At 55.5% G+C, this 13,726-nt stretch carries 11 protein-coding genes and 1 CRISPR repeat array; of the genes, 5 read left to right on the forward strand and 6 right to left on the reverse strand.

Annotated elements, in window-relative coordinates; translation table 11 throughout:
- The first annotated feature begins 4 nt into the window (after positions 1-4).
- The gene (cas2, locus tag L248_RS05105) at positions 5-313 is read left to right on the forward strand and encodes a CRISPR-associated endonuclease Cas2 (RefSeq protein ID WP_196811993.1); all 309 of its coding nucleotides are present in this window, start codon (positions 5-7) and stop codon (positions 311-313) included.
- 51 nt (positions 314-364) lie between these two features.
- Positions 365-3,896: direct repeats of the CRISPR family, unit length 36 nt; unit sequence GTCCCATTTTAGCCGATTGCGGAAGGATCCAATAGC.
- A gap of 58 nt (positions 3,897-3,954) precedes the next feature.
- Here the strand turns inward: cas2 and L248_RS05110 are convergent.
- The 3 genes from L248_RS05110 to L248_RS05120 are packed head-to-tail and all read right to left on the reverse strand — an operon-like array spanning position 3,955 to position 6,273.
- A complete protein-coding gene (locus L248_RS05110; protein WP_022529044.1) occupies positions 3,955-4,650 on the reverse strand; it encodes a hypothetical protein in 696 nt (231 codons plus the stop codon).
- A 33-nt stretch (positions 4,651-4,683) separates the two neighbouring features.
- On the reverse strand, positions 4,684-5,565 hold the full coding sequence (locus L248_RS05115; RefSeq protein ID WP_040535056.1) for an alpha/beta hydrolase: 882 nt from the start codon (positions 5,563-5,565) through the stop codon (positions 4,684-4,686).
- Between the two features lie 33 nt (positions 5,566-5,598).
- Positions 5,599-6,273: a DUF4767 domain-containing protein gene (locus tag L248_RS05120; protein WP_022529046.1), complete on the reverse strand. Its 675-nt coding sequence runs from the start codon at positions 6,271-6,273 to the stop codon at positions 5,599-5,601.
- A 186-nt stretch (positions 6,274-6,459) separates the two neighbouring features.
- On the opposite strand from L248_RS05120, the gene L248_RS05125 reads away from it, so the two are divergent.
- The 3 genes from L248_RS05125 (at position 6,460) to L248_RS15085 (ending at position 10,192) form a co-directional block, all read left to right on the forward strand.
- Positions 6,460-7,200 (forward strand): ABC transporter ATP-binding protein, encoded by a 741-nt coding sequence (locus L248_RS05125; protein ID WP_040535002.1) that lies wholly within the window; start codon positions 6,460-6,462, stop codon positions 7,198-7,200.
- Complete coding sequence (locus tag L248_RS05130; protein ID WP_022529048.1) at positions 7,187-8,845, forward strand: hypothetical protein; 1,659 nt, start codon at positions 7,187-7,189, stop codon at positions 8,843-8,845. Before L248_RS05125 ends, L248_RS05130 begins: the two co-directional genes overlap by 14 nt.
- Before the next feature lie 84 nt (positions 8,846-8,929).
- The gene (locus tag L248_RS15085) at positions 8,930-10,192 is read left to right on the forward strand and encodes a CPBP family intramembrane glutamic endopeptidase (protein WP_022529049.1); all 1,263 of its coding nucleotides are present in this window, start codon (positions 8,930-8,932) and stop codon (positions 10,190-10,192) included.
- Positions 10,193-10,239: 47 nt separating this feature from the next.
- Here the strand turns inward: L248_RS15085 and L248_RS05140 are convergent, their stop codons facing one another.
- Positions 10,240-10,656, reverse strand: coding sequence for a MerR family transcriptional regulator (locus L248_RS05140; protein ID WP_022529050.1), 417 nt, complete (start codon positions 10,654-10,656; stop codon positions 10,240-10,242).
- An 87-nt stretch (positions 10,657-10,743) separates the two neighbouring features.
- On the opposite strand from L248_RS05140, the gene L248_RS05145 reads away from it, so the two are divergent.
- Complete coding sequence (locus L248_RS05145; protein ID WP_022529051.1) at positions 10,744-11,745, forward strand: aldo/keto reductase; 1,002 nt, start codon at positions 10,744-10,746, stop codon at positions 11,743-11,745.
- Between the two features lie 257 nt (positions 11,746-12,002).
- On the opposite strand, the gene L248_RS05150 is transcribed toward L248_RS05145, so the two are convergent.
- Positions 12,003-12,461, reverse strand: a complete 459-nt coding sequence (locus L248_RS05150; protein WP_022529052.1) for an Hsp20/alpha crystallin family protein — start codon at positions 12,459-12,461, stop codon at positions 12,003-12,005.
- A gap of 220 nt (positions 12,462-12,681) precedes the next feature.
- Positions 12,682-13,680 (reverse strand): NADP-dependent oxidoreductase, encoded by a 999-nt coding sequence (locus L248_RS05155; RefSeq protein WP_196811997.1) that lies wholly within the window; start codon positions 13,678-13,680, stop codon positions 12,682-12,684.
- Positions 13,681-13,726 lie beyond the last annotated feature (46 nt).

Genomic DNA, 13,726 nt, shown 5'->3' on the forward strand with positions numbered 1-13,726 from the left:
GTTCATGCGAGTAATCGTAATGTTCGACTTGCCCGTTGTAGAAGCTGAAGACCGCAAGGCTGCAAATCGTTTCCGACATGATTTAATCTCTGAGGGGTTCGTAATGATGCAGTATTCAGTCTATTACCGCATCGTCAATGGGCTGGATATGGCAAAGAAATATGAAAATAGGATCGAAGGCTTCCTTCCTGAAAAGGGACAGGTGCGATTGCTTCTGCTCACAGAGAAGCAGTTTGCCAACATGAAGGTCCTAATTGGGGACATCAGCCCGCAAGAAAGGGATATTTCAGGAAACTCACTGACAAGTTTATAGCCAAGAAAAGACGGCTCAAATCGCATGGTTGAGCCGTCTTTACATTTATCTGTCCCATTTTAGCCGATTGCGGAAGGATCCAATAGCATCCGTCAAAATTTGGCAAGAAGTTTGAATGTCCCATTTTAGCCGATTGCGGAAGGATCCAATAGCTGCCATGGGCGCCTATTTTAATACGCTGACGTCCCATTTTAGCCGATTGCGGAAGGATCCAATAGCGACGGGCATTGCCAAACTGTACGCCGGAGAGTCCCATTTTAGCCGATTGCGGAAGGATCCAATAGCCGCCAGTACAATCAGGCCCGGACTCGCGAAGTCCCATTTTAGCCGATTGCGGAAGGATCCAATAGCTATCTATCGTGGCGCTATCCAGGCCATGAAGTCCCATTTTAGCCGATTGCGGAAGGATCCAATAGCCTGGGTCACCTGATTGTTCAGGAATGATCTGTCCCATTTTAGCCGATTGCGGAAGGATCCAATAGCTCGAGACATCAAAATAATCGGCTACTTTCTGTCCCATTTTAGCCGATTGCGGAAGGATCCAATAGCCGTCGCCGCCGGGTAGCGGCAACTGAAATAGTCCCATTTTAGCCGATTGCGGAAGGATCCAATAGCAAGTTATTCCACGTGTTAAGACAAGCAAATGTCCCATTTTAGCCGATTGCGGAAGGATCCAATAGCACAACTCGGGGGGTAAATTAAAATGAATAGGTCCCATTTTAGCCGATTGCGGAAGGATCCAATAGCTCCACTTGGTCTCAGAGACAGAGGCTTGCCGTCCCATTTTAGCCGATTGCGGAAGGATCCAATAGCTTGCAGGGCGGCCAAGGCGTGGCTGTGGTAGTCCCATTTTAGCCGATTGCGGAAGGATCCAATAGCGGTCAAGGAAGGGACGACAGGAAGCGAGAAGTCCCATTTTAGCCGATTGCGGAAGGATCCAATAGCGGGGGGGTACGATCATCAGCTATTTACTTGTCCCATTTTAGCCGATTGCGGAAGGATCCAATAGCACTGGCTGTTCTCGCATTGACGTAACCTGCGTCCCATTTTAGCCGATTGCGGAAGGATCCAATAGCCGGTTGGCCTTAACGTTGACCAAGTAGTCGGTCCCATTTTAGCCGATTGCGGAAGGATCCAATAGCTTCATGTCGGTCATTTCTTGACCCCCAATAGTCCCATTTTAGCCGATTGCGGAAGGATCCAATAGCCCAGCCACCGGAACTTCGCCATTTCTTTATGTCCCATTTTAGCCGATTGCGGAAGGATCCAATAGCAAGAGCCTTAGCGTAGTCGTGCGAAATGCCGTCCCATTTTAGCCGATTGCGGAAGGATCCAATAGCCAAGGTTGTGTGTGGTGATGGACTGCATTTGTCCCATTTTAGCCGATTGCGGAAGGATCCAATAGCTCCCCTCCTCATCTAGTGGATGAAGAAGCAGTCCCATTTTAGCCGATTGCGGAAGGATCCAATAGCTTGGCCGGTACGCCCACTTTTTTCGCCAAAGTCCCATTTTAGCCGATTGCGGAAGGATCCAATAGCACCCGCGCCGGTGCTGATGACAACGCCCGTGTCCCATTTTAGCCGATTGCGGAAGGATCCAATAGCGGCAGCCGTGCACCAGCAGACGTTAACGACGTCCCATTTTAGCCGATTGCGGAAGGATCCAATAGCCGCGTTGACGTGCTGGACTTGCAAGAGGACGTCCCATTTTAGCCGATTGCGGAAGGATCCAATAGCTACACCGAAGTTCGTCCCATTGTAACCGATGTCCCATTTTAGCCGATTGCGGAAGGATCCAATAGCAGCCCGCGAGTTCGGGAGGGTGCGCAAAGAGTCCCATTTTAGCCGATTGCGGAAGGATCCAATAGCCCACCTTATCCAAAGTAAACTCGACGCCAGGTCCCATTTTAGCCGATTGCGGAAGGATCCAATAGCGGGCACGGGAAAAACATTACCGACACTGATGTCCCATTTTAGCCGATTGCGGAAGGATCCAATAGCGAGCAAGGTGAACTGTACACCGCTGAGGAAGTCCCATTTTAGCCGATTGCGGAAGGATCCAATAGCAAAACACCTATACCACTGCTAAAATAAAACGTCCCATTTTAGCCGATTGCGGAAGGATCCAATAGCTTGGGCACGTCTTTCATGATGGCCGCAAAGGTCCCATTTTAGCCGATTGCGGAAGGATCCAATAGCCTGAAGCTTTGCCATGCCCGTGTTGATCTTGTCCCATTTTAGCCGATTGCGGAAGGATCCAATAGCCGGATCAGGTTTCTTTCCAGCGGGAAAGAAGTCCCATTTTAGCCGATTGCGGAAGGATCCAATAGCCGTGCAACTCTGAGTGAACCTTACCATCACGTCCCATTTTAGCCGATTGCGGAAGGATCCAATATCTGTATCAGCTCGTTAGAGCGTGTCTGGCGGGTCCCATTTTAGCCGATTGCGGAAGGATCCAATAGCGGCTGCTGTGGTCAGCTCATCGGCATGGCTGTCCCATTTTAGCCGATTGCGGAAGGATCCAATAGCATAGGGGGTATTGTGTTATGTGTGGAAGGGGTCCCATTTTAGCCGATTGCGGAAGGATCCAATAGCTCGCCTTGCTCTAGGTGAGCGCCCGTCAGCGTCCCATTTTAGCCGATTGCGGAAGGATCCAATAGCTTTCTGGATCAACAGCAGCAGCCGAATCTTGTCCCATTTTAGCCGATTGCGGAAGGATCCAATAGCCACGAAAGGCGGAAATTATCATGACTAAGGTCCCATTTTAGCCGATTGCGGAAGGATCCAATAGCTGGTTAGAAGAAAAGGGATATATAGTCCCCGTCCCATTTTAGCCGATTGCGGAAGGATCCAATAGCGGCGCCCGACCGTGTAAACACCTTTTTATGGTCCCATTTTAGCCGATTGCGGAAGGATCCAATAGCCTGAGCCCGCTGCGGAACTTCCGGAAAGACGTCCCATTTTAGCCGATTGCGGAAGGATCCAATAGCCGGCAAGATTGACTGGATGACCATTGATCAGTCCCATTTTAGCCGATTGCGGAAGGATCCAATAGCGACGTGGGGCCGGGGGTCCCCTTCGTACAGGTCCCATTTTAGCCGATTGCGGAAGGATCCAATAGCCAACCGGTCTTTGCTCCTGCCCTTGGCGTAGTCCCATTTTAGCCGATTGCGGAAGGATCCAATAGCCGTCCAAATAGCCCATGCCGGGCTTGATGAGTCCCATTTTAGCCGATTGCGGAAGGATCCAATAGCGGACGGTGATGCCAATGCGCACTAACCGCAGTCCCATTTTAGCCGATTGCGGAAGGATCCAATAGCTCAGGCCTAGATAATGATGTGAAGCCATATGTCCCATTTTAGCCGATTGCGGAAGGATCCAATAGCGCCCTGCTTGTGCATCAGCTCTTCTTCGCGGTCCCATTTTAGCCGATTGCGGAAGGATCCAATAGCATGGTGGTCGTTGTTGTGTCCCCCCGAGCAGTCCCATTTTAGCCGATTGCGGAAGGATCCAATAGCACGGCAAACTAAAATAGCAGTTGAAAGGTCGTCCTATTTTAGCCGATTGCGGAAGGATCCAATAGCTTCTGGAGGGATTCAATAGCAATTGCTAATATAATTGCATCATCCCTATAATTTAATTTTACCAAAACTGTCCATCAAATACATCCACATCCCCCGCCTCCACCTCAAACGGCACCATTACCGCCATCCCCGTCAACAAATCCTCCACCACCAAATAACAAATCTCCCCACTCTCAAAATCCCAATCATCAATCTTGGCAGTGACGTGCACCACCGTACTGGCCAAATTACTCAGAACGGTAATTTTGTCCGAAATCAAATTGTTATTTCCATCCACGAAATACACTTGGTGGTCAGCCCGCACAGCGCCGTGCGCCGCATCCACCAAGAAATCCAAATGCACCCGTGGACCATCAATTACCTGCTTGTTCCCCATCAGTTGCAATGGCACCACGTCTGCCTCCCGCAACCGATGACCCGCCACCCGAAATAACGGCGCTGCCTCACTGGTCACCAACTCCAGGGAATAATACAAGCAATCCGTCACGAAGTTCTCCGTGGGTAACGGTTTCGGATAAGGGCAGTAAATCAGTGCTGAATCGCGCGCCTGTTCAAACGAGTTAACAGCCACCTTCGTTTTAAATAATACCGCAGCAGCAGAAATGAACACCGAAAAGTCAGTCGTCTCTTGCCACCGGGCAACTTTTTCAGCAAACTCTCCCTCCGGGTCGTACCAAAATACGTTCCCTGCATTCGCCGTCAATGCCCGGACCAACAACGCTTCGACCTGATCCCACTCATTCAGTTTGACCATTTCTTTATCTCCCCATGGGTCTTTTCAACGACCCTATTGATACGTGTCAAAAAACGCCACCAACCGCGCAAACACCCGCTCACGCCCAGTCTCTCGCAGCACCTCATGCTTCATCCCCGGCACCTGCTCGCTGGTCACATTCCGGTATCCAATCTTTCGCAGCGTCGCCACCGTATCCGCCAGCCCTTTCTCCCCGCCGCTGAACTTGTCGTCGACACCGACCACGCTCAGAATGGCGAGGTTGGGGTTCTTGAACTGGAACCGATCAATCTGGTGCAGCTGATAATCGGCCTGCCAAAGGGTCTCTAAGCTGCGGACTGGGTATTCCGCCATCATCAGGGCATCCTCACTGGCGCGGCGGATATTCTCTTGATTGTAACTGAGCCACGAGTGATCGCTGGGGGTCAGACCGGAAATCTTCGACAGCAGCGGGGACTTGGCCGTCTCGTCGTGGAAGCGGAGAAAGGCTTTACCCAGAAAGAGACCAACCGGCACGATGGGGTTGTAATTGGCTGTCCCGGTCAGGGCCACCGAGACAATCTCATCATCGTGGGCCTGCAAATATAATCGGGCTAAAATCGACCCAAAGGAATGGCCAAACAAGCTCACGGGCAGGTCCGGGTAACGAGCCTTGGCAAAACGAGTCACCCGCACCTGATCAGCGATGATCTGAGGCAGGCTGCGCATGACGCCGCGGGGGTCGGCCGGGGAAATGGACCGGCCGTGGCCGCGGTTATCGGACAATACGGCGATGTAGCCGTGCTCGCTCAGGTAATCCGCAAATTCGTAATAGCGTTCCTTGTGCTCCAGGGCACCATGAATGATCTGGACGATTCCCCGGGCGTTCGGTGCCGGAAACACAGCGACTGCCAACTGGGTCTGGTTCTCCGTCGGCAACTGAAAATGAAGCGGCATGATCATCCCTCCAAATTCTTGACATCCAACTGGTTAATCCGCAATGACCCGGGCAAAGCCTGCCGCCAGTGCACTATTCGCTGTCGGCTTGAAGTGCAGCCGGCCGTCTGGCATCCCTTGATTCTGCATGGTGATGAGCACCACTGGCTGGCCGGTCGCATCCAAGGCAAAAAGATAGAGATGTTGGGCCGCATAACGGGCTGTGGCAGCGTCGGAATACATGGCAACAATCTTGTATTGCGCCGCTCCCGTCCCGTCTTTGGACCAGGCGACAGTGACCGGCTGGTCATTCACGGCGATTTTGTTCTTCTGAATAGCGTCAGCGTAAATGGGCATCCCATAGAATTTTAAGTCATTCGTTGGTCCATATTCCTGATATTGCTGGCCCATCGACTTCTCCCAGGTCATGACGAAATCATGCAGGGCCTGGGCTTTAGCTGCCGTCCACACAGCAGCCTCAGCCTTTTGACTTGATGACGACGCACTGCTAGACGATGATGTGGACGTCGTGTCTTCGCCGTCACTGCTCGCGGCAGCATCGCTATTCTCCGATGTACTGCTCGTCGCCGAGGCCCGTTCTGCTTTCTCATCCTTGCTCAAAGCATACTTGATCTTGTGGGCATCCGCATTCTCCGCCGGCTTCTGGCAGCCGGTCATCAACCCAGCAATCCCCATCATGATGATCAATAGCGTTGGCCACTTCCGCACGTGCGCTCGTCCCCTTCCCGACTTCTTCCTTCATTATATCAGGACGGCGGCGGTCCTCGCTTGCCGGCCGCCCAAGTGACAATCTTGTCACATCGCCGGTTTTCAGCCGACTTTTCTACCATGAGTACCGGCAAGTATGCTACCCTGTTACCAATTGATGACACCACGCGAAAGGGGTCTATACCAGTGAAACAACTCCAAATCGACCAGCTTGATAAGTCCTTCGACAAGCAGATCATCTTCCAGGACGCCAACTACACCTTCGACCAGGGCAAGGTGTACGGGCTGCTGGGGCGCAATGGTTCGGGGAAATCGACGCTGTTCAACATGATCGCCCGGAATATTCCCACTGACGGCGGGCAAATTCTCATTGATGCGGACGATGGCCGAGGGCCGCAGGCGGACTACGAGGACATCACCGTCAGCATGGTCTACACTCAACCGCACCTGCCCGTCTTCATGACCGGCGCGGAATTCGTTAAGTTCTTCATTGAGATCAACAGCCGCCGACTCACAGCGGTCCACACTTCTCAGAACGCCCAGGACTTCCTGGATATGGCTGGACTGAGCGAGGCCGACAGTAATAAGCTGCTGCGGGACTTCTCCGAAGGGATGCGCAACAAGCTGCAGATGGTGGTCTCGCTGATGCTGAAGCCGCCGGTGCTGCTGCTGGACGAGCCGTTGACCACAGTGGACGTTGTCGCCGCCCACGAGATGCAGCAGATGATCGTGGACATGAAGGCCGACTCGGTCGTCGTTTTCTCCACCCACATCATGCAGCTGGCCCAAGACATCTGTGATGCGGTGGTGCTGCTGCACAACCATCAGCTGGAGGAGCTGACGGGGCTGGACATTCATTCCCAGGCCTTCGAGGATGCGGTCATCGCCCGGCTGACCGACGAGGTGACCGCCGATGACCAACAATAGCAAGCGCACGCTGCCCCTGACCTGGTTCTTCTACCGGGTGAAGATTACCACCAGTACCAATGGGTTTCTCTACTTCTTACGGCATCTGCCCCTGGTGGGGGCGGCGATCCCGCCGACAGTCTACCATTTATTAGGCGTGAAGAAATTCCTGGCAGTCATCATGGCCATCTGGCGTCTGTTTTGGCGTGCGTTGCTGGGATTCGGCCTGTTCCTGCTGGGTTTCCTCGCCAGTGACAATTACTTCCTGCACATCGCCGGGATCAAGCCTGCCACCGTCGGCCTGACCACCAGTACGCTGCTGGCCGCGACCGCCTGGCTCACGGCCTTCGCGTTCATCCGCGGGTTCGTCTTGACGGATCTATCCGTGGACGTGCCGACCCTCAAAGTCGCCGATCAATTCAGCCTGAGCCGCCAAGAAACGGTCCAAGCCACGAATCTGAGCAATTTGATCGCGCGTTCCTTCTTCCAGGGACTGCTGCCATTGGCTTATTACGCCGCGCTGACCAGCAACCCATGGCTGCTGGTCAACGGCGTGGGCCTTTTCCTCCTGCCCCAGCTCTGGCGGGAAGTCCTGCCCCGCCTCGCTTGGCAGCATAAACATCGGGCGTGGCCGGCCGCTATTGTGTTCTGGCTGATCATGGTGGCCGCGCCTCTGGGTCTGGCGTTGGCGGGCCGCTGGCTGTTGCTGCTGACGATCCTCTTCAGTCCTGCCGTCGCAGTGGTTGTATGGGTCTTGGCCGGATTGGCTTTCTTCTATTGGCTGACGTTCAAGCAGGAACCCGGGTTGCTGACGAAGACGCTGATGGAACAGAAGACCCTCGGGACCGCCGATGAGGTCACCCAGGCCCAGAAGCAGAGCGCTCAGTATCTGAGCACCGGGCAGGCGATGCAGAAGAAAATGACCCTGGACGCGCCCGAAACACGGCGGGCGGGCCGGCTCTCCGGCAGTCATTATCTGAATGCCCTGCTCTTTGCCCGCTACCGCCGCCAGCTGCGGCGCAGTCTGCTGATTCGAGTGGGAATCATCGCGCTGATTGGGGTGGCCGCTCTCCTGGCAATGATGCTGATTCCAGGGAAGATTCGGGGCCAAGCCAACGACCTGACGCCCATCTACGGCGCACTGTTCTTCGTCATGTACCTGGCCTCCTTCGGCCGGCCCATCGTCCAGATGCTGTTCGTCAACTGCGACGCGGCGATGCTCTACTACCCGTTCTACCGCCAGCGGCGGACGATTCTCTCAGGCTTCTTCTACCGTTTCTGGCGCACTTTTCTCCTCAATGCCGGTATCGGCTTGCTGATCTTCGTCATCTTCCTGGAACTGCTGGTGGTCATGCCGGCCGCCCAGATGACCACGTTCTACCTGGTGCTGGCCCTGGAATTGCTGGGCCTGGTACTGCTCTTCTCGTTCCACGAACTATTCGTCTATTACCTGCTGCAGCCCTTCACCGCCGATATGACGGTGGTTTCACCGCTCTATAAGATTGTCTACGGCGGAATGTACTGGGTCGCCTGGTCCTTCACCCAGTTCCATCTGGCCGGGTACGGCTACGCCATCGCCATTGGCCTGATTGCCTTGGCTTACGTCGGCATCGGCACCATCGTCATCTACTTCCGGGCGCCGCAGACGTTCCGCGTGAGAAATTGACCCCGTGAGCACGCCCATGGGCGCTCGGACGTCAGTATGGGATAATGGAAGAAAGTCAGCACGTGAGAAAGGAGGCCGTCCGTCATGAAATCTGCCGTCACCCAGCCAGCCATCAAACCCGTCATATGGCGCTGGTGGTTCGTCATTCAGGGGGTGCTGCTCGTCTTCTATTGCGCTCCGCCCAAGCTGGCGGATACCATGGTCTTCAGCATATTAGCGGTAATCGAGGGATTCTTGGCCCTCACCGCCTCTGTCCGGGTCCCCCGCAACCCCGTCGCCCGCTTCTTTTACGCCCTCAATTTTTTGCTCCAAATCACCGCCTATCCCTTGCTCATCGGCTACGCCGCCAACCAGCTGCTGGTGCGCCTGCACCTCGCCCAGCCCGGCTTGGCCGCCGCCGCCATGGTGCTGGTCATGGTCGTGGTACTAGTCATGCATCTGCCTTACGCCATGATTCTCTTTGCCCCGCTGCAGGGCGGCTGGTCCCAAGCCATCGCCGCCGTCTACAGCTTCGCGTGGATCCTGGGCGGGCCGACACTGATCCCCGAGGGCCTGAGCAAGACGGTCTATCCCGCCATCGGCCGCAACCTCTTCAATACCACGCTGTACGGTGCCTTTCTCTTCCTTATCATCGGCGCCATCGCCATGCGCCAGTGGGGCTACCGCCTGCCCAGCTGGCGGCTGAATCCCCAAGCAGAGCGGCTGGTCCTGCTCATCCTGCTCATCAGCTGCCTGCTGTTCCTGGCCTGGAACACCTTCAGCAACCTGGATTCCTTCCGGAGCCTGTTCGTCTTCCAGTTCCGGCTTAAAACGGTGAGCTTCTACTGGTTCGCCCAGGGGCTGGAACCGGGCCTGGCGGAGGAATGGCTCTTCCGCTACATCGTCCTGGCCCTGCTCTTGACGGGCCTGCGCCGCAGCCGCTGGCAGATTCCCGCCAGTGTCCTGCTCACCGGTCTGCTGTTCGGTGTCTGGCACAGCACGAACGTCTTCGCCGGCCAATCCTTCTGGGCGACGGCCAGCCAAGTCCAGTTCGCCATCATCGCCGGCTGGTTCCTGGCCGCGCTCTACCTGTACACCGGCAGCTTCATCGTCCCGATGCTCTTCCACGCCGCCATCGACATCCTGGGCATGATGGCCAGCGCCTCGATGATCTCCACGACCCCCACCATCAACGAATATCTGTGGAGTTCGGTCATGGAACTCATCTACGTGCTCCTCACCCTCTGGCTGCTCACCGGCCGCCGCCGCGCCAGCATGCAGTGGACAGTGGACCGCATCGTCCCGCCGTTGCCGCCCACCCCGCCAGCCGCACCGCTGCCGCCGATTCCATCCAGCGTTTTACAGTGAGAAAGAAGACCAGCCCCGCAATGTCCGGGACTGGTCTTCTTTTTTCCTCATGCATAATGGCGGTGGGCATAGTCTGCCCAATTCGGCTGCGGTACCCCCGCCGCCTGAGCCGCCTGAATCGCCAGGAAGAAATGCTTCTTGCGCTGGATCTGCTGATAATTCGCCTGCAGCTCGGCGATCTGGCTCTGAATCCGGTCATCGACGGTATCGAGGATGGCCAATGTCTTGGCTGGATCAGCGTGACTCTCCGTGGAGCGGAAAAATTCCTGCAGTTCCTCCAGGGACATCCCGGCGTTCTTATAACAGCAGATCGTACTCAGCCGGGCCAGGTGCTGCGCGGTGTAGACTCGCCGGCCGCCCTGGCGGGGGACGTCGTACAATAACCCCAGTTCCTCGTAATACCGCAGCGTGGACGGCCGCATGTGGTAGCGTGTGGCCACTTCCCCGATCGTATACGTCAGCATGGCCCTCACCTGCTTTCTAAAATCTCTTGACTTCAAGTCAGCTTGAAGCGGTATGCTGAGTATATCAATAGGCAGGAGGCAAAATCAATGGTGTACTTAGCAAACGACAAGCGTTACGACAAAATGGTGTACAACCGGGTGGGCGCCAGCGGCCTGAAGGTTTCGGCCATCGCCCTGGGGCTGTGGAATAACTTCGGCAGCGTCGATCCGCTGGAGACCCAGAAGGCGATCATCCACCAGGCCTTCGATCTGGGCATTACGTATTTCGACCTGGCCAATAATTACGGTCCGATCCCCGGCAGTGCGGAAGAAAACTTCGGCCGGATCATGGCCGGCGACATGAAACCGTACCGGGACGAAATGGTCATCGCCAGCAAGGCCGGTTACGTGATGTGGCCGGGGCCTTACGGCAACTGGGGCTCGCGTAAGAGCATCATCGCCAGTGCGGACCAGAGTCTGCGCCGGACGGGATTGGACTACTTTGACATCTTCTACAGCCACCGGGCCGACCCGGAGACCCCGGCAGAAGAAACAGCGCTGGCCTTGGACCAGCTGGTGCGGTCCGGCAAGGCGCTTTATGTAGGGATTTCTAACTACAACGGCGCTCAGACCAAGGCCATTGCCGCAATCTTCACGGACTTGAAGACGCCCTTCATCATCCACCAGCCCCGCTACAACATGTTCGACCGGGGCATCGAAACGGACCTGTTCCCCGTGCTGCGCGCCGAGCATAAGGCCGCGGTCAGCTACAGTTCCCTGGCTCAGGGGCTGTTGACGGACCGTTATCTCCACGGTATTCCGCAGGATTCCCGGGCAGCCAAGAGTACGATCCCGTTCCTGCACGAGGACCAAGTCGAGAAGACGCTGAGTACGGTCAAGCGGCTGAACGACGTGGCCGCGGACCGCGGGCAAAGCCTGGCCGAAATGGCCCTCGCCTGGAACCTGCGGGAACCGGAAATCGCCAGCGTCTTGATCGGGGCCAGCCGGCCTCAGCAAGTGGTGGACAACGTCAAAGCCTTAGATCATCTCGACTTTTCTGACGCTGAACTGAAACAGATCGACGCCATCTTGGCGGGCCAAAACAAGTAACCCCCAAGCAATAGCATATAAAAAATCGGCATTGCGGCGGCACTCCGAAGAGTGTCTCAGCAATGTCGATTTTTTTGATGTTCCATGAACTGTCCTTTTCTATTCCGTTGCCGGTCGCACACGCAATCGTCAGGCGGATGGCCTCGGATGATTCATGATTACCGCGGGTTCCGCCCGTCACAGCACATAGCCGTCAGTCGCAGGCACGCCCAGCGATCCACCGGGCGACCATGGTCAACGGAACGCAGAGACTCAGATTACTGGATCTCAATGTTGTGACCAGACTCCTTTGTGTCAGTCAGCTTCGGCAGAGTGACCGTGAGGACACCCTTGTCGTAGTCGGCCTTAATGCCCTTCACGTCAACGTTGGGCAGTTGATAGCTGCGGCTCAGGGTACCAGTCGAACGTTCAGACATCAAGACGTTGCCGTTCTTGTCGGCGTGGTCTTCAATGTCATTCTTCGTGACGTTGATATTCAAGACATTATCGTGGTAATTGAGCTTGATATCATTCTTATCAACACCAGGGATGTCGACCCGAGTGATATAAGCGTCCTTCGTTTCCTTCACATCAGTCAGCAGTCCGTTCACGGCTGTTGAGCTGATGATAGGCTCTTCCCAGTCATCGACTGGTGCGAAGAACCGACGCGCTAAGTTGTCGAAGAACGTATCGTTCATCAACGCATTGTTGCGACGAGTCATCATATCAGTAGCCATAACAGAAAACTTCCTTTTGTTTTGGATTTCAGAACGCCGGTGAAGGCACTCTCTCAAGCTCCTTCTCCCTCGCTCCATCTATAATGTACCACATTTTGGCAGAGATGTTAAGTGATTGCCAAAAATGGTACTGCTTAATTTCTAGATGCCTTTAAGCGCTTGGTCAATCGTTGGTGCCGGCTTGCTCACAATCTTTTACCTCATCACCAAAACGCTGTTCCTAGGCCATCGTAACGACGATTTTTCCCCGTGCATGGCCCGTTTCTGAGTAATCTAACGCGCGCTGAATATCCGTGAAGGAGACCACCCTATCGATCACCGGATGTAATTGACCGCTGTCAACAAGCTCCCCAATGGTCTGCAGCTGTCTGCCGCTGGGCTGCATGAATAGAAAGGTATAGCGGACGTGGTATTGTCTCTCTAACCGGCTCAGCGGCCAGCCGGTCAGTGTGAACAAGGTTCGCTGCCACAGGGGCCGGCCGGTTGCTTGGGCGAACCGCCGGTTAGGCAGTCCGGCAACGGAAACGATGCGGCCGCCTGGTTTGAGGATCGTGAACCCGCGGCGAAGATTGTCCCCGCCCAGGGTATCGAGCACGGCATCATAATCATGCAGCACCACGTCAAACCGGTCCTGGTGATAATCAATGACCTGGTCGGCGCCAAGCTGCTGGACCAGCGGGCGATGCGCGGCGCTCGTCGTGGTGGCAACATAGGCGCCCAGCGTCTTCGCCAGCTGAATCGCCACTGTGCCGATTCCGCCAGCCCCAGCTTGAATCAATACTTTCTGCCCAGGACCGACCCGAAGAATATCGTGCAGGGCTTGATAAGCCGTGAGACTGACCAGCGGCAGCGCGGCTGCCGCCGCATAGGTGACGGTCTGCGGCATCGGGGCCAAGGCCGCCGCGGCAATCGTGATGTATTCGGCGAACGTGCCAATATGGTCCTTCATCACTCGGCCGTATACGGGATCACCCACATGAAAGTCAGTCACCCCTTCTCCCACCGCCGCGACGTCTCCTGCCAGGTCGCTGCCCAGCGTCAACGGCAGCCGGTAATGCAGCAGGGGCCGCATCTTACCATCCCGCGTTTTCAGGTCGATCGGGTTGATACTTGCCGCCTGAATCTTCACTAGGACTTCTCCCGGGGCAGGCTGAGGAATGGGCAGCAGCACACGGTCCACGTCATGCTGTCCATAATGCCCGATCTGAGTGGCCGTCATTGTTTTTGGTCCCATGGTTATCATTCTCCTTTGGTTTAACCGTTTA

Source organism: Schleiferilactobacillus shenzhenensis LY-73, assembly GCF_000469325.1.
GTDB classification, from domain to species: Bacteria; Bacillota; Bacilli; order Lactobacillales; family Lactobacillaceae; genus Schleiferilactobacillus; species Schleiferilactobacillus shenzhenensis.